Origin of the sequence: Paenilisteria rustica (genome assembly GCF_013820765.1) — a bacterium.
Lineage (GTDB): Bacteria > Bacillota > Bacilli > Lactobacillales > Listeriaceae > Listeria_A > Listeria_A rustica.
Genome location: NZ_JABJVM010000002.1, coordinates 252,195 through 272,899 on the forward strand (window position 1 = coordinate 252,195; position 20,705 = coordinate 272,899).

At 42.0% G+C, this 20,705-nt stretch carries 19 protein-coding genes; 6 read left to right on the forward strand and 13 right to left on the reverse strand.

What is annotated here, in order from left to right; all coding sequences use genetic code 11:
- Window positions 1-67: 67 nt before the first annotated feature.
- Window positions 68-1,135, reverse strand: coding sequence for a BMP family ABC transporter substrate-binding protein (locus HPK16_RS03145; protein WP_181675560.1), 1,068 nt, complete (start codon window positions 1,133-1,135; stop codon window positions 68-70).
- Window positions 1,136-1,443: 308 nt separating this feature from the next.
- Between HPK16_RS03145 and proG the strand changes: the two genes are divergently transcribed.
- Entirely contained in the window at window positions 1,444-2,286 is an 843-nt protein-coding gene (gene proG / locus HPK16_RS03150) for a pyrroline-5-carboxylate reductase ProG (RefSeq protein ID WP_181675561.1), read from the forward strand.
- Window positions 2,287-2,337: 51 nt separating this feature from the next.
- On the opposite strand, the gene HPK16_RS03155 is transcribed toward proG, so the two are convergent.
- Together HPK16_RS03155 and HPK16_RS03160 are read right to left on the reverse strand one after the other, a co-directional pair.
- Window positions 2,338-4,626, reverse strand: coding sequence for a DNA translocase FtsK (locus HPK16_RS03155; protein ID WP_181675562.1), 2,289 nt, complete (start codon window positions 4,624-4,626; stop codon window positions 2,338-2,340).
- A gap of 150 nt (window positions 4,627-4,776) precedes the next feature.
- Entirely contained in the window at window positions 4,777-5,661 is an 885-nt protein-coding gene (locus HPK16_RS03160; protein ID WP_425487916.1) for a YitT family protein, read from the reverse strand.
- Window positions 5,662-5,913: 252 nt separating this feature from the next.
- Here HPK16_RS03160 and trhO point away from each other — a divergent pair, with 252 nt between their 5' ends.
- Window positions 5,914-6,855: an oxygen-dependent tRNA uridine(34) hydroxylase TrhO gene (trhO, locus tag HPK16_RS03165; protein ID WP_181675564.1), complete on the forward strand. Its 942-nt coding sequence runs from the start codon at window positions 5,914-5,916 to the stop codon at window positions 6,853-6,855.
- A gap of 46 nt (window positions 6,856-6,901) precedes the next feature.
- Here the strand turns inward: trhO and fni are convergent, their stop codons facing one another.
- Both fni and HPK16_RS03175 read right to left on the reverse strand, forming a co-directional pair.
- Window positions 6,902-7,966, reverse strand: coding sequence for a type 2 isopentenyl-diphosphate Delta-isomerase (fni, locus tag HPK16_RS03170; protein WP_181675642.1), 1,065 nt, complete (start codon window positions 7,964-7,966; stop codon window positions 6,902-6,904).
- 30 nt (window positions 7,967-7,996) lie between these two features.
- Entirely contained in the window at window positions 7,997-8,359 is a 363-nt protein-coding gene (locus tag HPK16_RS03175; RefSeq protein WP_181675565.1) for a DUF1033 family protein, read from the reverse strand.
- A 164-nt stretch (window positions 8,360-8,523) separates the two neighbouring features.
- Between HPK16_RS03175 and HPK16_RS03180 the strand changes: the two genes are divergently transcribed.
- The 3 genes from HPK16_RS03180 to yidC all read left to right on the forward strand — a co-directional run bounded on the left by HPK16_RS03180 (window position 8,524) and on the right by yidC (window position 10,068).
- Window positions 8,524-8,805 carry an acylphosphatase gene (locus HPK16_RS03180; protein WP_181675566.1) on the forward strand — a complete coding sequence of 94 codons (282 nt, stop codon included), beginning with the start codon at window positions 8,524-8,526 and terminating at the stop codon, window positions 8,803-8,805.
- A gap of 116 nt (window positions 8,806-8,921) precedes the next feature.
- Complete coding sequence (locus HPK16_RS03185) at window positions 8,922-9,200, forward strand: hypothetical protein (protein WP_181675567.1); 279 nt, start codon at window positions 8,922-8,924, stop codon at window positions 9,198-9,200.
- A gap of 43 nt (window positions 9,201-9,243) precedes the next feature.
- Window positions 9,244-10,068 (forward strand): membrane protein insertase YidC, encoded by an 825-nt coding sequence (gene yidC, locus HPK16_RS03190; RefSeq protein WP_181675568.1) that lies wholly within the window; start codon window positions 9,244-9,246, stop codon window positions 10,066-10,068.
- 55 nt (window positions 10,069-10,123) lie between these two features.
- On the opposite strand, the gene HPK16_RS03195 is transcribed toward yidC, so the two are convergent.
- The 4 genes from HPK16_RS03195 to HPK16_RS03210 form a co-directional block, all read right to left on the reverse strand.
- Window positions 10,124-11,611, reverse strand: coding sequence for a HAMP domain-containing sensor histidine kinase (locus HPK16_RS03195; protein ID WP_181675569.1), 1,488 nt, complete (start codon window positions 11,609-11,611; stop codon window positions 10,124-10,126).
- Entirely contained in the window at window positions 11,608-12,291 is a 684-nt protein-coding gene (locus HPK16_RS03200; RefSeq protein WP_036078578.1) for a response regulator transcription factor, read from the reverse strand. The genes HPK16_RS03195 and HPK16_RS03200 overlap by 4 nt, the downstream gene beginning before the upstream one ends.
- A gap of 518 nt (window positions 12,292-12,809) precedes the next feature.
- Window positions 12,810-14,228: an NADP-dependent phosphogluconate dehydrogenase gene (gene gndA, locus HPK16_RS03205; protein WP_181675570.1), complete on the reverse strand. Its 1,419-nt coding sequence runs from the start codon at window positions 14,226-14,228 to the stop codon at window positions 12,810-12,812.
- 130 nt (window positions 14,229-14,358) lie between these two features.
- Entirely contained in the window at window positions 14,359-15,444 is a 1,086-nt protein-coding gene (locus HPK16_RS03210; protein WP_181675571.1) for a M20/M25/M40 family metallo-hydrolase, read from the reverse strand.
- 127 nt (window positions 15,445-15,571) lie between these two features.
- Here HPK16_RS03210 and prli42 point away from each other — a divergent pair, with 127 nt between their 5' ends.
- Complete coding sequence (prli42, locus tag HPK16_RS03215; RefSeq protein ID WP_077913806.1) at window positions 15,572-15,667, forward strand: stressosome-associated protein Prli42; 96 nt, start codon at window positions 15,572-15,574, stop codon at window positions 15,665-15,667.
- A 291-nt stretch (window positions 15,668-15,958) separates the two neighbouring features.
- On the opposite strand, the gene HPK16_RS03220 is transcribed toward prli42, so the two are convergent.
- Genes HPK16_RS03220 through lpdA form a run of 4 tightly spaced genes read right to left on the reverse strand, consistent with a single transcriptional unit; the run spans window position 15,959 to window position 20,705 of the window.
- Entirely contained in the window at window positions 15,959-17,215 is a 1,257-nt protein-coding gene (locus HPK16_RS03220; protein ID WP_181675572.1) for a dihydrolipoamide acetyltransferase family protein, read from the reverse strand.
- A 15-nt stretch (window positions 17,216-17,230) separates the two neighbouring features.
- Complete coding sequence (locus tag HPK16_RS03225; RefSeq protein ID WP_181675573.1) at window positions 17,231-18,214, reverse strand: alpha-ketoacid dehydrogenase subunit beta; 984 nt, start codon at window positions 18,212-18,214, stop codon at window positions 17,231-17,233.
- Window positions 18,215-18,271: 57 nt separating this feature from the next.
- Window positions 18,272-19,258 (reverse strand): thiamine pyrophosphate-dependent dehydrogenase E1 component subunit alpha, encoded by a 987-nt coding sequence (locus HPK16_RS03230; RefSeq protein ID WP_181675574.1) that lies wholly within the window; start codon window positions 19,256-19,258, stop codon window positions 18,272-18,274.
- Window positions 19,259-19,280: 22 nt separating this feature from the next.
- Entirely contained in the window at window positions 19,281-20,705 is a 1,425-nt protein-coding gene (gene lpdA / locus HPK16_RS03235; protein WP_181675575.1) for a dihydrolipoyl dehydrogenase, read from the reverse strand.

Consider the following 20,705-nt stretch of genomic DNA (forward strand, 5'->3'; position numbering starts at 1 on the left):
AAAAATCATTTAACATTATTAATAAAAAGCCGGCGTAATACCGGCTTTTTAACTTAATAGGCAATTATCAAGGTTTTTGTGGAACTTTAATGTCGCCATCAATGATTTTTTGTTTATATTCGTCGACTTTAGCTAGAACTTCTTTTGATAGGTTATCTTGGCTTTCAGAAAGACCTACAGCATTTTTATCAAGACCGTATTCGATCTTCTCGCCACCTGGGAAGTCCCCTGCTTTTGTACGAGTTGCTAAATCATCAACCGCGATATCAACACGTTTGATTTCAGATGTTAGCGTTACGTTATATTCTTTGCCGTCGTTTGCTGTGACAGCACCTTCGTCCCATTGGTCACGGTCAACACCGATTACCCATACGGCACGAGCTGGATCTTTTTTCTTCAAGTTTTTAGCTTCCGCGAACACACCGTTACCGGTTGCACCAGCTGCGTGGAAAATAATATCTACGCCACCGTTATACATACCAGCTGCGATTTGTTGTCCTTTATCTGCTTTTGCAAAATCATTTGCGTATTGTACTTTTACTTCTGCTTTCGGGTTTACAGCCTTTACGCCTTCTGTGAATCCAGCTTCAAAGCGATCGATAACCGCGCCTTTTACACCACCGACAAATCCAACTTTGTTTGTCTTAGTCGTTAAACCAGCAACAACACCGACAAGGAATGAACCGTCTTGATCTGCGAATCCGATACTTACAACATTATCGCGATCTGTAATCGTGTCATCAACAAGCGCAAATTTGTTTTTTGGTTGTTGTTTAGAGACATCTTCAATAGCGTCTTTTAGTTTGTAGCCAATACCATAGATAAGACTGAAATCATTACGAACGGCTGTGTTTAGGTTTGTTTTGAAATCGGCTTCTGATGCAGATTGCAAGTAGTTATAGCCATTTGTTCCTTTTTCAAGGCCATTAGCTTTCCCAAACTTTTGTAAACCTTCCCACGCTGATTGGTTAAATGAACGGTCATCTACCCCACCAGTGTCTGTTACCATTGCTACAGTAAAATTATCCTTGTCGCCACTACTCTTCTTGCTGTCATCTGATGATCCACATGCACCAAGCACAACGCCTGTTGCCATAATCATGGATAGTGCTAAAGCAAATGTACGCTTTTTCACCTTAAAACCCCTCCCGAGAGATAAAATTATAGTTATTAGCATCCCAAGTGCGAACGATTAGAAAATATGTATGATTTTAGTTCCCCTTTTGCTGAATCTAACGACATTCCTTGAAAACGGATACTCTAACTCTTTTTAATATACCATGGAATATCAAATAAATAAATATCGAAGCTCAAAGTAAGTATTCCAAATATATTCTGAATAGTATTTCTTTTCGTAGTGTAAAAGGCTTGCAAGTGTCGCCAAAGATTTGCATAATAGGTATATGCTTGGAATAGAAAGCATAATTCTAAAATAGAGACGAGATGATTAGCGTGAAAGTTGGATTTATTGGTTACGGTAGTATGGCGGATTTGTTGACGCGCCAGTTTTTAGCACACGCAGATATTGCGCCTAAAGATTTGATTATTTATACACGTTCCGAAAATGCGAAATTACAAGAAATTCATGAGTTATTCCCTGAGATTACGATTTCCAAGACGAGTCTGGAAGTTTTCGAACAAGCAGAGCATACATTTGTTTGTGTGCTGCCACTTGGTGTATTGCCTGTTTTGCTGGAGAATAAAGAGGCTCTTTCTAGTGACAAACATGTGATTTCGATTGCAGCTGGGGTTTCTGTAGAGGATTTAAAACAAGTGACGACGAATGCGCAGTATAGTAAAGTGATTCCTTCTCTGACAACATCAGTAGGGATTGGAACTAGTTTAGTGAATCATGATATGGCTGTTTCTGCTACAAATCAAGCGTGGCTGAATCATGCATTAGGAACTTTTAGTACAGTGCAAGAAGTTGCGGAAGAAAATATTGATCTGGCCAGTGATTTGACGAGTTCCTCTCCAGGGTTTATCGCCGCTATTTTTGAGCAGTTTGTACAAGCTGCCGTTCGCAAGTCGAGTCTGACGGAACCAGAAGTTTTCCAAATGATAAGTAACTCCTTAGCGGGGACTTCTAAATTATTGGCAGAGCAAGGCTATACGTTCGATTCATTGATTAAACGAGTGGCGACAAAAGGTGGTATCACAGCAGAAGGCGTTGAGCTTAGTCAAGACAAGTTACCTGCGTTCTTCGATGAATTATTACAACGAACAGAAGCAAAATACGACGATCACCATGCTGAAATAAAAGAGCAATTGAAAGAATTATTTTAATAAAAAGGCGCAGGATGAAAAATTGCCCTGCGCCTTTTTTAATATGAAAAATTATTCTTCGTATTCCGGGATGTCACCAATATTCACACGGCGTGGCTTACTGCCTTCATGTGGACCGACAACGCCGCGTTGTTCCATTTCATCTATGATTCGAGCTGCGCGATTGTAACCGATTCTGAATTTGCGTTGTAGCATGGAGACAGACGCGGTTTGCATTTCACGGACCAGTTCCACTGCTTCGTTATAAAGCTCATCTTCTGCTTCTACGGCAACATCAGGAACTTCATCAGGGATCATATCTTCGTTATACTGCGCTTTTTGCTGGGCAACGACGAAGGATACGATGTCCTCTACTTCTTGATCGGAAAGGAACGCCCCTTGAATACGTACAGGTTTGCTAGCACCAACTGGAAGAAATAGCATATCCCCGCGTCCAAGTAGTTTCTCAGCGCCTCCCATATCTAAAATCGTACGAGAGTCAATCGAACTCGACACAGCAAATGCAATTCGTGATGGAATGTTTGCTTTGATAACACCAGTAATGACGTCAACAGAAGGACGCTGCGTCGCGATGATTAAATGAATTCCTGCTGCACGAGCCATTTGGGCCAATCGTGTAATCGCATCTTCCACATCATTGGAAGCGACCATCATTAAGTCGGCTAACTCATCGACAATCACGACAATAAACGGTAATTCCGCTTGTTTGGCTTCATTTTGCTCATTATGTTGACGGACATGTGAATTATATCCAGCCATATTTCGTGTTCCTGTATGTGAAAATAGATCGTAACGCCGCTCCATCTCTGAAACTACTTTTTGAAGGGCTTGCGCGGCTTTTTTAGGATTGGTGACCACTGGTGCGAGCAAATGAGGAATCCCATTATACACATTTAATTCGACCATTTTTGGATCGATCATCATCATCTTCACTTCATGCGGCTTGGCCCGTAGCAATATACTGGTAATGATACCATTGATACATACTGACTTCCCACTTCCTGTAGCTCCTGCAACAAGCAAATGCGGCATTTTATCGAGGTGGGCAACAATGGCGTCTCCCGAAATATCGCGTCCTAAGGCAATCTGTAATTTCTCATCAGGGCGATCACTCGGATTGTTTTCCAAAACTTCACGCAGTGCGACCATGGCCACTGTTTGATTCGCAACTTCGATACCAATGGCTGATTTGCCTGGTATCGGTGCCTCGATTCGAATGTCTTTTGCCGCGAGTGCCAAGGCAATGTCGTCGCTCAGTCCCACAATCTTACTTACTTTCACACCAACAGAGGGCTGTACCTCGTATTTTGTGACAGCTGGGCCTAAATGAACCTGTGTTATTTTGGCTTTGACACCGAAACTCTCGAAGGTCGATTCTAGCTTTTGTGCATTTGCCTTAATTTGATCGTATTCCTCGCTCTGGTCGGTTGGTTCTGCTGGTGTTAGTAAATCAATGGGTGGTAGTTGATAAATTTCGTTTTCAAAGGATTCTTGTTGAAAAGTAATTGGTGCTACTTCTTCGCTAGAGTCTGATTTTTGTTCCGACGCTTGCTTCTCCGCGTCTTGTTTTTTCTGAAAATTGGAGATGATCGGTGGTAATTTTGGTTCCACTTTTTCAGTCTCGACCTCAAGAACTGGCTCAGCTTCTATCAATGGTTTTTGCTTTGGTTTAGGTTTCGTCACCTTTTTAGGTTTACGTTTGCGATTTTTGCGATCTTCAAAAAACTGGTTTAGTTTGTCGAATACACGATGAAGGAACGTTGCTATTTTGGTAAATGCCGTTTTTAGTGGGATCCCTGTTACCAAAGATAATCCGTACAATACTAAAATCGTGGCGATAATGTTTGTGCCGATTCGATCAACCAAAAAATATGTAATCGCTACTATACCAGATCCGATAATCCCGCCGCCGACCTGGTCAATCTGACTCGGATGCCATATGTTCTGACTTAAAAGTTTCCACATCGAACCAAATACCGTGGCCCCATCTGCGAGCACGTGCGTCACATACCACATCTCGAAAAACGTTAGCAATCCAATGAAAATGAGATAACATCCGTTCAATCGTTTTGTAAATAGATTTGGAACTTTCCCTTTAAAAATAAAATATATGCCTAGAATAGCTAATCCGATGAGAAGGACGATGGCTAGTTCGCCTGCAATAAATTCACCAAGCGCATAGACTAATCGGCCAATAAAGCCAAGTTGAAATAAGCCTATCAAGCTTAACCCTGCTAAAATAACACCACTTATCTCAAAAGAGTAAGATTTTGCTGTTTGCTTCTTTTTTCGCGTCGCTTTCTTTGAGCGAGACGATTTTTTCTTTGTTTGATTTGCCAAATTCCCCACCCTATCCTCTTTTTCGCTTTTCGTATTCTAGCATTATAGCACAGAACATGAAGATAATCCTCCAACTTTAGTACGAAATACGAAAATACGTTCTTATTTTTTCGTAAAAAAGATGCTCCCAATAGAGAACATCTTCATAGTCTATAAGTGCGGCGTTTTCTTATTCATCATTTTGCCACCGCGAACTTCCGACATATTGTTTCCAACCGCAAGAAAAGCGCCGGGATCAATGTCATCCAGAATAGAAATCAACTTAGGTTCTTCAAAGCGAGAGATAATAACGAAAACTACTTTTTTTATGTCACCAGAATATCCACCTGTAGCATCGATGTATGTCACACCTTTGCCGAGTTGATCGATGATTTCTGCGCCAATTTTTTCGTAATGATGGCTGATAATAAAAGCACTTTTCGATTCGTCTAAACCGCTAATGACGATATCGATAACTTTATAGGCTAAAAAATACGTAATCAGGGAATACATGGCACGATCCCAATTGAAAACAAGCCCTGCTACTAAGAAAATCACAATATTGATTGCCATAATGATTTGTCCGGTCGAAAATGGTGTTTTTCCGTTAATGATAATTGAGACAATCTCTGTGCCATCAAGCGCACCACCATTTCGGATAACGATACCAACACCTAAGCCGAGTGTAACGCCGCCAAACACCGTTGCGAGTAGTAAATCATCGGTGACGGGTTCTAAATCATGTAATACGAGTGTTACCGCTGACATGACTGCGATTCCATATAGTGTGAAAAGTGCGAAACTCTTGCCTATTTTACGATATCCAATAATGAAGAATGGGATATTTAACACAAAAGTCAAAACACCAAGTGGCGCTGGCGTTAATTGTGAAATAATGATGGAAATCCCTACAATTCCACCGTCGAGAATGCGGTTATTTACTAGAAAGAGCTCTAGACCAACCCCCATTAAAATAGCGCCGAGTGTGATGAATAATATTTTGTAGATGAACCACTTTGTTTTATTACGCTTTTTCACGAATACATCTTGTACGATTGTTTCTTCTAGCGGTGTTTCTCCTGACTGCAATACGAACCACTCCCATACTCTCAAGTTCTCTTTATCTAACTATTATAAATTATATCATACAATGATGGTGGGTTAAATAATTATTTCATATATTGAACTATTTTCATTTCGAATTGTCCCGTTAACCCTTGCATAATTAGCCATAAATATAGTATCATAGACAATGCGCAAACTAGGAAATTCATTTTTCCAATAAAATTAATTAAGGGTGGTTAGAACATGAGCAACTATCAAGTGTTGTTATATTACAAATACACAACGATTGATAATCCTGAACAATTCGCAGCCGAACATCTCGCTATGTGCAAGGAAATCGGTCTTAAGGGGCGGATTTTAGTGGCAGAGGAAGGCATTAATGGCACTGTTTCAGGAACTATTGAGGAAACGGAGAAATATATCGAAGCAATGCATGCAGACGCACGTTTTGCGGACATGGTATTCAAAATTGACGCGGCAGACAAGCACGCATTCCAAAAAATGCACGTACGTCCGCGCCCAGAAATTGTTTCCCTTTCACTTGAAAATGACGTCAATCCTTTAGAAATTACAGGGAATTATATGGAGCCAGAAGAGTTCCGTGAGGCCCTAAAAGATGAAAATACAGTGGTTTTAGATGCTCGAAACGACTATGAATTTGATTTAGGTCATTTCCGTGGTGCGATTCGTCCAGATATTGAGACATTCCGCGATCTACCAGAATGGGTGGAAGAAAACCGTGAGATGTTTGAAGATAAAAAAGTAGTCACTTATTGTACAGGCGGTATCCGTTGCGAGAAATTCTCTGGTTGGTTGAAAACAGCTGGCTTCGAGGATGTTTCACAACTACATGGTGGTATCGCGACATACGGTAAAGATGAGACTGTCAAAGGCGATCTTTGGGATGGTATGATGTATGTATTTGATGAGCGCATCGCCGTTCCGATTAACCGTGTGGATCATACAATTGTTGGTAAGGATTACTTCGATGGTACACCTTGCGAACGTTATATCAATTGTGCGAATCCGTATTGTAATAAACAAATCCTTGCTTCTGTCGAGAACGAGGAAAAATATTTACGCAGCTGTTCCCATGAATGTCGGACACATCCTGCAAACCTGTATGTAAAAAAACATGCGCTTAGCCCAGAAGATTTGGAAGCCCGTTTAGCTAGTGTCAAATAACTAAAAAGAGGAGTTGTTTACCACGTTTGGTAACGACTCCTCTTCTTTATGTCCGGTTGGCAAGATAATCAATATTAACATGCCTTAGTGTGGCAAATTGGTGCAGTTTCCCTTGAATGAGTAGCGATTTCTGTGTTAATTCTGGTACTGATTTAGCGCCAAGTAGTGTCATGACGCTTCTCAGCTCACTTTTCCAATCAAGCAACATCTGGCTGGTCTGCTCCACATCTGTTTTTTTCAATTGATGCAACACAGCGCCGGCAACACCTACAGATTTAGCTCCGAGGGCAAGGGACTTCACAATATCGAGTGGTGTTTTAATGCCGCCAGATGCCAGAATTTCGACAGAACTATTTTGGCAATCGAGCAAGGATTCAGCGGTTGTAAAACCCCAATCTTCCAAGAATTGATAGGCTTCGTCGCGCCTGCGATCTGATTCGATTTTTGCGAAATTAGTTCCACCTTTACCGCCGATGTCAATAGTTTTTACACCGGTATCTTGCAGTTGTTCCATCACTTCCCGACTCATTCCGAAGCCGACTTCTTTCACGATGACTGGGAATTCCTGAATTGCGACTATTTTTTCAATAGCCTGTAGCCAGTTAGAAAAGTCACGATCACCCTCCTTCATCACCAATTCCTGCGCAACATTAATATGTAGTTGTAAAGCATTCGCACCGAGCATGTCGACGGCTCGACGGGCATTATCCACGGAACTATCCGCACTCAAATTCGCAAAAATAGGGCCATCTGGATTCTCCGTTCGAACGATGCTGTATGTACTGATTAGATCGGCATCATGTAGCGCCGCAGATTGCGAGCCGACTGCCATTGCCAAACCAGTTTCACGCGCAATAATTGCCAATTGCTGATTCAATTGTTTTGTTCTAGCGCTGCCACCGGTCATCGCATTAATGTAAAACGGTGCATCAAACTGCTGTTCCGCAAAATGAGTCTGTAGCGACACGTCTTCTTTATGAAAATTGGGTAGGCTTTGCGGTGCGAATCGAATATCCTGAAATGCCGTCGAATGATCATCATACTGCCCGTAAGCGAGCGTGATATGCTCATCTTTACGTCGTGATCGTTGTTGTTCCTCCATTTTTTGTATCCCCCCTCCCATCAAAAAAACACCTAAAAATCAGGCGTCCTTTGACAAATTTAGTTTTTCTTCAAAAGAAAAATAGGTTACCAGTTCGTCTGATGTTGGCTCATATACACGTTCATCGGCAAACAAAATCAATCCGTGGAATGTTTGAATGTCATCGTCGCATTCCTCGCAATATTGTGTTTCATCCTCCGACCAAGTCGCCAGTAAAACATTTTTTTTGACTGCTTTATTCGGATAAGTTGTCATTAGCTCTTCAGCCAGTGCCTGATATTGAAGCATCGCGTCATTTTTCTCTGTATACACAAACGATGATTCGATATCCTTTTGCCAGTCTTCAAAAAACCACCAAGGTTCGTATTCTCCTTTTGTCACAATGACTTGAAATTTCGCCATCTTCCAACACCTTACTTTCATTCTCTTCATAATATGTAAAACTATTATAGCACAAGGCTTGTGAAACTCACTGTAACTTGCTTTTGACTATGTTATTTTTTGAAAAATACGCGAAAAAAAGGTACACTTGGGGTACTAATAAAAAAGGATAGGTGATTAGACTTATGGTTCGTAAAACCGTTATTATGCGCGTCACTGGAATGGTTCAAGGCGTTGGTTTCCGTTATACCACAAAGCATCTGGCTTACAAGATGAACATCAGCGGCATCGTCAAAAATTTGCAGGATGGTTCTGTTGAAATTCAAGCGATTGCAGAAGAAGAAGATTTAGAAAAATTCATTGAAGCAGTTAAAAAAGGGCCCTCTCCAGCAGCACGAATAGGTGAAGTCTATATTTATAAGGACGCTCCTGTTGAAGAACGTAAGACATTTGATATTGAATACTGATAAAGGCGCTTAGGTTGTGGTTTCCGCTAAACTTATGCGTGCGGAGCTTGTCTTTCTGATTGATTTCAATTATAGTTAAGGCTGTACTTATTTTAGATTGGAAGGAGTGATTGCGTGTGTTTGAAACTTTAATCCAGATGGCGCTCGGACCAGAGTATGTTTCGTTATATGTGACCTTTTTCATGACGATGGCCGTGTTCCGGTATTGGCCAGTTCTGGCAATGGTGAAACCTACGATGGTATTGCATACGAAACATCTATGCATCACGCCACTTCCTGTTATTCATTGGAAACCTGCGGAAACGCACCTAGCTAGCTTTATTATCGTATGGCTCGTCCAAGCAATAACACGTTTTTCAAATACAGACGATGAATATTCTTTGTCTTTTTCCTGAGTAACCGATACGAAAGAACTTAGATTTAGGAGGAAATAAGACATTGAAAAAGAAAAATATATTATTACTCATTATGATTGCAGCGCTGTTTTTTGCGTTGGCGGGTTGTAGCATGGACCCTTCTCAAAATACGGATGGCTTTTTCTACGTGTATCTCATTAAGCCATTTACAAGCGTGATTGAGTGGATTGCTTCGATATTCGGTGGAAATTATGGTATCGCGATTATCGTAACAACATTGGCGATTCGTGCCTTGATTATGCCACTAAACTTGCGCACGGCTAAAGCACAGATGGGTATGCAGTCCAAAATGGCTGTTGCCAAACCAGAAATTGATGAAATCCAAGCACGATTAAAAAGAGCGACTTCAAAGGAAGAACAACAAAAAATTCAGCAAGAAATGACGGCCGTTTATTCCAAATATAATATCAATCCGCTACAAATGGGTTGTTTGCCACTTCTGATTCAAATGCCAATTTTGATGGCGTTCTACTATGCGATTCGTGGATCTTCTGATATTGCACATCACGAATTCCTTTGGTTCAGCCTAGGTAGTCCGGATATGATTATGGCGATTATCGCCGGCGCTGTGTATTTACTACAGTATTTCGTTTCCTTGATTGGCTATACACCCGAGCAAAAGAAACAGATGAAGATTATGGGACTTATTTCGCCAGTCATGATTCTCTTCGTCTCCCTCTCCGCACCAGCAGCTCTTGCATTGTACTGGGCGGTCGGCGGACTTTTCCTAGCAGGTCAAACGCTCCTAACGAAAAAACTATACATGAAAAAACATCCAGAAGTAGAAATGATGGAAAAAGAAGAAAAAGAAATCGAGAAATTAGAACACGAGCAAAATAAAAAATAGCAAAAAAGACGTTTTCAAGACTTGTTCGTGAGAGTTCTGGAAACGTCTTTTTTTGCTATTCTGCTTTATCCTCAGTTTGCTCAATTAGTGGGAGCGCGATGGTAATGGTTGTACCAACATGATCCACACTCTCGGCATGAATGGAACCAAGATAGCCACTGACTAACTCTTTAGCAATCGCGAGTCCAAGGCCATTACCGCCAACTTCACGACTCCGCGCTTTATCGACACGATAGAAACGGTTGAAAATCTTATCAATTTCATCTGCTGAAATACCGACGCCATAGTCTTTAATAGAAACTTTGATTTTATCTGCCTCTTTATAGATATGCATATCAACTTGTTTGCCATCACCAGAGTATTTCACGGCATTATCTGCAATAATAATCAAAATTTGCTCTAAATGATTGTGCTGGATCATTGCGTGTAAATCCTTATCATCTTCGGCTAAAGTAAAGGTGAAATCTTCGTACATGACTTCAAAATTACGTCTCACCTGCTCGAGGACATCATTTACGCACACAAGTTGTAGTTCTTTTGTTTGTGAAATCTGCTCTGCCCGCGATAAGTCAAGCATTTCTTGTACGAGTTTTTTCATTCGTTCTAGCTCAGTTAACGAAGCATTAAGTGATTCGTCGAGCACTTCAGGATCATCCTTACCCCAACGATTCAGTAGTTTTAAATGCCCTTCCATGATTTGTACCGGCGTTCGTAATTCATGCGAGGCATCTTCCACAAATTGCTTCTGTTGCTCAAAACTACGTTCGATTTGTACCATCATATCGTTGAAAACGATAGTTAATTCACCGATTTCATCTTTTGTAATAACGGTTGGTTCGATTCGCTTTTGGAAGCCGTTATTGCGAATATCGTTCATGGTTTTTGCCATTTTTGTTAGTGGATTTAAGAAGTTTTGCGCGAGTAGATAGCCGAGCATACCACTAATAAATAAGGCTACAGCACCAAGTAAGAACATCGTTGCGAGTAGTTTACCCATCATGCTGTTGTAGGATGTCATCGGATTGATAACTTGAATGTACCCGATAATACTGGCATTGTCTGCTTTATCGATAATAGGAATTTGATACATAACCATTTGTTGGCCCTGAACGGTAGGTTTAGACAACGCTGGAGTTGGTTGCTTCACTAAATAATTGCTATAATCATTTTTTGCGTAGGCTTTATCGTTATTCTGGCCTGCCGTATATTGTTCAATTAGTTTTCCATCTTTATCGTAAAAAACCAGAACTTGATCCTCCAGGCGGGATCTTAATTCTATATTGTCCTTTACGATTGGTCCAATATTTTCGCTGGTAATATTCTCTGCTGCGCCAGTTAATTCGGCATTATATATGGCAGCAGATGCCGCATACGCCGCCGATTTCACAGTGTCATCCTTCTCGTCTAGAAGCATGCTACCGATACCTTGATAAATGGCAAAGGAGAATAGGAAAAACGTTAAAAATATAGCAGCACTTGCTCCAAACGTCCATTTAAATTTTAGTGACCGGCTCTTTAATGAAAATGTATTTGGTGTTGTCATGTACGCATCACATACCCCGTGCCACGCACTGTTTGAATGTAACTCTCGTCATCATTTTTATTATCGATTTTGTTTCGTAAATATCGCACGTACACATCCACGACATTCGTTTCAACTTCGGTTTCATAACCCCATACTTTATTTAAAAGTACTTCACGCGTCAATACGATATTTATGTTCTCCATCAAGGTTAGCAATAATTCGTATTCACGTTTCGTCAAATCGATAATATCTTCACCACGTTTCACGATACGGCTTTCTTTCTCAACAACGATATCACGGTATTCCAATGTGGTTTGCTTCGTTTCGTTCTCGCTCGTTTCGATACGTCGTAGTAAAGCTCGAAGCCTCGCTAATAACTCCTCGATAGCAAACGGTTTGACAATATAATCATCCGCACCATGGTCAAGACCTGAAACGCGGTCAATAACAGAATCACGCGCGGTAATCATAATAATCGGCGTTTCTTTGACTTGACGAACACGCCTGCAGACCTCCACACCATTTAGCTGTGGTAGCATTAAATCAAGTAGGATTGCGTCCCATTCTTCCGTAATCGCAAGCTCTAGACCTGCACGGCCATCATTGGCAACAGCGGTCTCATAACCTTCATGTTGCAACTCTAGTTCTATGAAGCGAGCTAAATTCTTTTCATCTTCTACAATAAGTATTCTATTCATCAACTATCCCCACCTTCAAAAACCAGATATCTTCCTATTACCATTGTAACTAAAATCGCGGTAAAAACAACTAATAACAGTCTGTTTAGGGAATTTCTTTGTAGATTTTCATGGGATTCTCATTGTTTAGGTTTTTATGAAGCGTTTTGTGCTGAATTAGAACCTAAATATGCATGAAAGCGGAGCGAGCAGGTAATCCCATCAGTGGATTTTATGCGCCGAACCTAGGAACAACTAATGGTACGAATAAGGATTAGTGAGCTTAGTAGTGTTTGGAGCTGATAAACTTTAGAAAAGGCTGGGAAATATGAAAAAAGAATGGTGGCTTATCTCCAAATTAGAGATAAGCCACCATTCTTTTAAGTGCTGAATCTGAGGAGGCGTTGTGGTTGACGCCTCCGGATCCGGCTTCAAGAGCAGCCTCTCGGAAATTTCGTGGCCTCCGTAAAAGTCAAAAGAGGACTTTTACTGCGCCCCCTAACAATTTCTGTCGAGGCTAACGGTCTCTTTCAGCACTTCTATTCATCAATCTCCGGCCACTCTGTATGGAATACTCCTGCTTTATCCACGCGTTCATACGTGTGGGCGCCGAAGTAATCGCGTTGGGCTTGGATTAGGTTTGCGGATAGTACTTCTGAGCGGTAGCTATCGTAATAACTAATCGCTGCTGTGAATGTTGGTACTGGAATTCCTGCTTTTACAGATTCAGCTACCACTTCACGCAATGCATCTTGGTAGTTATGTGCAATATCTTTGAAATATGGATCTAATAATAAGTTGTTTAAGTTCTTATTATTATTGTATGCATCTGTGATTTTTTGCAAGAAACGAGCGCGGATAATACAACCAGCGCGGAAAATTTTCGCGATTTCGCCGTATTGTAAATCCCATTCGTATTCATCAGATGCAGCTTTCATTTGCGCAAAACCTTGTGCGTAAGACGCGATTTTACTGAAATACAACGCGCGACGTACGGATTCTATGAAGGCTTTTTTATCGCCATTGAAGGAATAATTGCTTGGTCCAGATAAAACAGTACTTGCGTGTACGCGTTCGTCTTTTAACGCAGAGATGTAACGTGCAAATACGGATTCTGTGATAAGGGAAAGCGGTACACCAAGGTCTAGAGCGCTTTGACTTGTCCATTTACCTGTTCCTTTTTGGCCTGCTTTATCAAGAATAACATCAACAATTGGCTTACCTGTTTCAGGGTCTTTTGTTTTCACGATGTTTTTCGTGATTTGGATTAAGTAACTATCGAGTTCTCCGTCATTCCATTCTGTGAATACATCCGCAAGCTCGTCATTCGTTAAGCCGCCGATTTGTTTTAGGATCGTGTAAGCTTCAGCAATTAGCTGCATGTCGCCGTACTCGATACCATTATGCACCATTTTCACATAGTGTCCAGCGCCGTCTGGGCCGATGTAAGTCACACAAGGTTCGCCGTCTGCAATAGCCGCAATCTCTTGCAAAATTGGAGCGACTAAATCGTAGGCTTTGCGTTGACCACCAGGCATGATAGAAGGTCCTTTTAATGCGCCTTCTTCCCCACCAGAAACACCAGTTCCGATAAAATTAAATCCTTCTTCGCTTAGCGTTTTGTTGCGGCGGATCGTGTCTTTAAAGAACGTATTCCCACCATCAATTAAAATATCGCCCTGGCTTAGGAAAGGCTTGACTGCATCAATCATCATATCAGTCGCCGCACCTGCTTGTACCATTAATAGAATACGACGAGGTACTTCGATGGAGTTAACAAACTCCTCTAAGTTATACGTAGGAACCAATTTTTTGTCGCTATGTGCTTCTGCGACTGCTTTCGTTTTTTCGCTAGAGCGGTTAAAAATCGATACACTGTAACCACGACTTTCAATATTTAAGGCCAAGTTGCGACCCATTACGCCCATTCCGATAACGCCAATTTCTTGTTTTGCCATTTTTCACATTCGTCCCTTCTCATTCGAGTCATTCGTTATAATGAATGCTGCCATTTTCTCAACACTCATAACTATATCAAAACTTTGGCGCTACGGCAACGAAACGAACCCGAATTTAGCGAATTTATTGTTAGTTTGGCGTGATTTTTATTATTTCTAGAAGGAGCTTCACGAGTTTTTCTAGTTCTGTAACCGCAATCCGTTCGCTTGTCGTGTGTGGATTTTCAAAGCCAGCCGCAAGGACGAGAAATGGAATGCCCCGATCATTGAAAACATTCGCATCCGTGCCCCCTTCAAGCTGTAGCGCTCTTTGAGGAATACCAAGTTCCTGCATAGCAATGGACGCAACCTTGCAGATGTGGCTCGTTTCTGGAAGGCTGAAATGATGATAGCTCATATGCGTCACATCTTGCACATCAGCCTTATATGTAACGCCAGTCTCAATGAATATTTGCTTAATCTGCTCAACAAACGGTAAACAATTTTCAAGTGGAAAGTCTGCCGAAAACTCCGAGAGAATCGTTACCTTTTCATTGCCATTTTCTAAAACTTCACCACCAAAATGATAAACTTGCCAAATAACCCCTGTATCCAGTGTGAAATTTTGGCGAATTTTCTTCATCGCATCACGAGCAATTTGGATGGCTGATTTTTCGTGGGGCACACTGACTTCAATCCAAAAATCCAATTGCAGATGCGTTTTACTTGTGCGAATCATGCCACCAACGGCTCCTGGTGCGTCTAAACAATAGCCATACGCGGCGTCGACAAGGTCGAGATCAAATAATTTTGCGCCGGTCAGTCCCTCTTCCTCTTTTGTTGTAAAAATAAATTCGACTTGACCATGTGGTTCAGCGCTTTTGGCAAGGGCATCCGCCGCGGCAAGCATCGCTGCTACACCGCTTTTATCATCGGCGCCCAGGATAGCACGATTTGCTGTTTCAACATAACCGTTTGCGATAATAACTTCTGGCGGGACCTGCGATGTGGCGGTATCCAAGTGCGCTGAAAATGCGATAACAGGTGCTTGTTCTAGAGCTTCGTTAGTTGCTGGAATCGTTGCTACTAGACCTGATTGCTGTTTGCTGAGTTGCACGGAAGCACCGATTTGTTTAAAAAATGTCTGGATGTAAGTCATGATTTCTTGCTCTTGACCGGAATTGGACGGAATTGCAACTAATTCGAGAAAAAGGTCTTGTACATTAGTTTGTGTCATTTTATTCACCTCCATCTTGTTTCTTAAAAAATATTAGCTATTTCCTACTAATTTCACTTGAAATTCTCACATAAAGTAAGTATGATAGAGATATCGACATTTTATTTGGAAGGAGCCGTCTCATTTTATGTCTAATAAAAAAGTTGCTAAAGTTATCGTGATTTTGATGCTTGTTGCGATTGTAGCCTCTTCTGTTTTAACAGGGGTATTGATGTTCCTATAATTGGTGATTGAATATGCGATTGAAAGGCCACATGGATATGTGGTTTTTTTGTTGTGCGGTGTGTTCAATGGATTAAACGCTCGCTTTGCTCGCTCTTATATTGGGGTTATAATTCGCTTTGCTCATAACAACCCCAACAAAAAAGAGCGATAGCGTATTTAAACGTACCACTCAAGACATCTAGGGAGTTTAGGGGTATGGATCTAGATGTATTATTTTTATACCCGCTGTTATTTTTGTTAAACATTGGGTATTTCAAATTTATTTACCCCTATTATCTCCTATTTATTTTCAGTAGATTGGTGTGTTTTCTTTGGTGATTGTTTCGATATTTTCTTTCACTTTACTTAGGAATCTACCAGCTACCAAGCCATCTAAAATACGATGATCGATGGATAGGCAGAGATTTACCATGTTTCGAATAGCAATCATATCGTCAATCACGACGGGACGTTTCACGATGGACTCCACTTGCAGAATGGCTGCTTGTGGGTGGTTGATAATTCCCATCGATTGTACAGAGCCGAATGATCCAGTACTGTTAACTGTGAATGTCCCACCTGACATATCATCCTGTGTTAATTTTCCAGCGCGTGCTTTTGCTGCTAATTCTGTGATTTCGCGGGCAATGCCTTTAATTGACTTCTCGTCTGCATGTTTGATAACTGGAACGAAAAGGTGATTATCGGTAGCTACGGCGATGGAAATGTTAATATCTGCACGTTCGATGATTTTGTCACCAGCCCATGTGCTATTTAAAATAGGATACTCTTTCAACGCCTGTGCAACGGCTTTAACGAAAAAGGCGAAATAAGTGAGTGAATAACCTTCTTCGGCTTTAAATTTGTTTTTTAGGGCATCGCGATGGCGTACTAGGCCTGTTGCGTCTGCTTCGACCATCATCCAAGCGTGTGGAATTTCATGTTTGCTCGATACCATATGTTTGGCGATTGCTTTTCGAATGCCATCTACTGGGATTTCTCGATCACCAACTTGACTTGTTGGCATTGGTGCACTTGGCTGTTGTTGTGGTGCCGTTTTTACTTCTGATACTTCTGGTTTTGGAGCTACCGGAGCACCATTTTCGACATAAGCAAGGACATCTTTGCGCGTAATTCGACCATCACGGCCAGTTCCGCTGACATTGCTCAAATCGATACCGTGTTCTGCTGCTAGAGTTAAGACGGCAGGCGAGAATCGACCTGTCGCGGCACTTTGTTTAACGGGTGCTTTTTTCGGCGTGTTCACAGCAGGTTCTGATTTTGGAGCCACTTCTGCTGCTGGTGCTTCCGCAGATTCCGAGCCGCCTTCTGTTTCTATCATACAAATAACGGCGCCAACATCGAGTGTTTCGTCTTCTGCTGCAATCAATTCTTTAATCGTTCCAGTGAAGGAAGACGGGATTTCAGCAGTTACTTTATCGGTCAATACTTCCGCTAAGGCATCGTATTTATTTACGTGGTCACCAGGTGCGACTAACCATTGACTAATCGTACCTTCTGTTACGCTTTCACCAAGTTGTGGCATTGTAATTTTTTCAAGTGCCATTATTTTTCCACTCCTTTAAAATTCCGCTAAATCACGCATCGCTTTTTCTACTTTGTCGGGGTTGATCATGAAATATTTCTCCATCGTTGGTGCAAAAGGCATCGCTGGTGTGTCAGGCCCCGCTAGGCGCTTAATTGGTGCGTCTAAATCGAATAAGCAGTGCTCCGCGATGGTTGCAGCCACTTCACCGATAATGCTACCTTCTTTATTATCTTCGGTAACCAGGAGAACTTTCCCCGTTTTCTTGGCCGCTTCGATAATCGCCTCTTTATCTAATGGATAAATCGTTCTTAAATCTAAAATTTCCGTTTCGATACCGTCGCTCGCTAATTTTTCAGCAGCTTGTTGGGCAAAATGAACAGCTAAACCGTACGTAATAACCGTTAAATCATCGCCTTCACGAACCACATTTGCTTTTCCAATTGGAACGGTATAATCTGTGTCTGGCACTTCACCTTTAATCAGGCGATACGCGCGTTTGTGCTCTAAAAATAGAACGGGATCGTTGTCGCGAATCGCGGCTTTTAAAAGTCCTTTTGCATCATATGGACTTGATGGCATCACGATTTTCAGACCAGGTTGCCCCGCGAAAACTTTCTCGATGGATTGGGAATGGTAAAGAGCCCCATGCACACCACCACCATAAGGCGCGCGGAAAACAATCGGACAGCTCCAATCATTGTTGGAACGATAACGAATCCGCGAAGCCTCCGAGATAATCTGATTCACGGCAGGCATGATAAAATCGGCAAATTGCATCTCAGCGACGGGACGCATGCCATACATCGCAGCACCGATTCCAACACCAGCAATTGCTGATTCTGCGAGCGGTGTATCCAGCACGCGATCTTCGCCAAATTGGTCGTAAAGTCCAGCAGTTGCTTTAAAAACGCCGCCTTTTTTCCCGACATCTTCTCCTAAAATAAATACGTTCTCATCGCGCTCCATCTCTTCACGAAGCGCAGCCGTAATAGCATCAATATATGAAATGACAGGCATTTTTATTCCTCCTAATTCGAAAGGGCCTAAACAATTTCCCTAACGTAAATAAATCGCTTATTGTTCTTCGTAAACGTGTAATAGCGCGGACTCTGGATCAGCATAACTTGCATTTTCTGCATAGTCTGTTGCCTCGTTGACTAGTGCCATTACGTCTTTTTCGAAGGCTTCTTTTTTGGCGTCATCCAGCAAGCCGAGTTCTTCCAATTCTTTCGTATAAACAGCGAGTGGATCGCGTTCTTTCGCTTTATTTACTTCTTCCAAGGTACGGTAACTTCTATCGTCATCGTCTGAGGAATGTGGCGTGAAGCGATATGTCATCGTTTCAATCAAAGTTGGGCCTTCTCCGCGACGAGCGCGATCTGTGGCTTCCTTAAACGCTAAGTAAACTTCCGTCATGTTATTACCGTCGACACGAACGCCTGGGATACCGTAACCTAAAGCACGATCGGATAGTTTTTCAGCGGCATATTGCTTTTCAACTGGGACAGAAATCGCGTACTGGTTGTTATGAATAACGAAGACAACTGGCAACTTATGAACACTTGCAAAGTTGATACCTTCGTGAAAATCGCCTTGGTTGGATGATCCTTCACCAGTTGATGCATAAGCAACGATTGGATCTTTCTTCATTTTAGCGGCAAGTCCGATTCCGGCTGCATGCGGAAATTGGGTAGTTACCGGTGAACTTTGCGTTACAATACGATTCGCTTTTTGACCGAAATGGGCTGGCATTTGACGTCCGCCAGAGTTCGGATCTTCGGCTTTAGCAAACGCACTTAGCATAATATCGCGCGCCGTCATGCCGAATGAAAGAACGACAGCTAAGTCACGATAGTACGGTAGGCAATAGTCTTTTTCTAAGTCAAACGCAAAAGCCGCCCCAATTTGAGCGATTTCTTGCCCTTGTCCTGATATTGTGAACGGTATTTTTCCAGAGCGGTTGAGAAGCCATAAACGCTCGTCAATACGTCGTGTTAATAATAGTTTTTGGTACATTTCTAATAAGGTTTCATCTGATAAACCTGTTTCTCTTAATCCCATTGCCAAATTTCCTCCTTATTTGTTATCCATGAATAGCAAGGCCGTCAACTGCTAGAGCAGCTTCGCCAAACGCTTCTGCAAGTGTTGGATGCGGGTGAATCGTGCTACCAATCTCAAATGGTGTCGCGTCTAATACGTGAGCTAGCGCCGCTTCTGAAATCATGTCTGTCACGTGAGGTCCAATCATAAATACACCGAGCAAATCATTTGTTTTCTTGTCAGCCACTACCTTGATGAAACCGTCTGATTCGCCGTAGACAAGCGCTTTGCCGATACCACGGAAGAAGAACTTCCCAGTTTTCACTTCAAATCCTTGCTCTTTTGCCTGTTCTTCGGTGATTCCAACGCTAGCAATTTCTGGCGACGTATACGTACAACGCGGTACATGATTGTAATTAATCGCGGGTTGCGGGTTGCCACTAATGTCTTCTGCGGCAATAATGCCCTCTTCCATTGCGACATGTGCAAGTTGCATACCGCCGATGCAATCACCAACCGCGTATATGTGACTTTCCTTCGTTTGGAAATTGCTCGCGACTTGAATCACGCCTTTTTCGACAATTATATCTGTATTTTCTAAGCCGATATTTTCGACATTTGCGCTTCGACCCACAGAAACGAACATTTTTGAAGCGGTAAACGTCTGTTCTTGCCCTTTGACAACTGCTTTTATTTCAACGCCATCTGCTGTTTTTTTGTACGTGTCCGCCTGTACTTCAGCGCTAGTCACGATATTTATTTTTTTCTTTTTGTATAGTCGATGTAATTCTTTTGAGATATCCTTGTCTTCGGTTGGGAGAATGCGGTCGCTGTATTCAATGACGGTTACTTCTACACCGAAATCGTGTAACATCGAAGCCCATTCCATTCCAATCACGCCGCCACCAACGATAATGATCGATTCCGGCAGAGTTTCCAATTGCAAAGCACCGTCAGAGGATAAGACGAATTCTTCATCAAACGCCAAACCTTTGAGCGCGCGCGGCTTAGAACCAGTTGCGATAATCAGGTTTTTCGGAATAAGCATTTCATTTTCGCTACCATCCGCAAATTCCACAGAAATCGTGCCTGCAGTTGGCGAGAAAATCGATGGCCCGAGAATTGTCCCCTTGCCCTCATACAAATCAATCTTTCCTTTTTTGAAAAGTTGCTGAATCCCGCTTTCCAATTGGTCGACGATACCTTGCTTGCGTTCTTGCGCTTTGATAAAACTAAATGTTGGTTCCGGAGTTTCAATGCCAAATTCAGCGGCTTTTCTCACGGTTTGCAGTACTTCTGCCGAACGTAGTAGCGCTTTACTCGGGATACAACCACGATGTAAGCACGTGCCGCCAAGTCTGTCTTTTTCGACAACAGCAACGGTCAATCCTTTTTGCGAGGCGCGAATCGCAGCAACATAGCCACCCGTTCCACCGCCTAATACTACTACATCATACTCTTTTGCCAT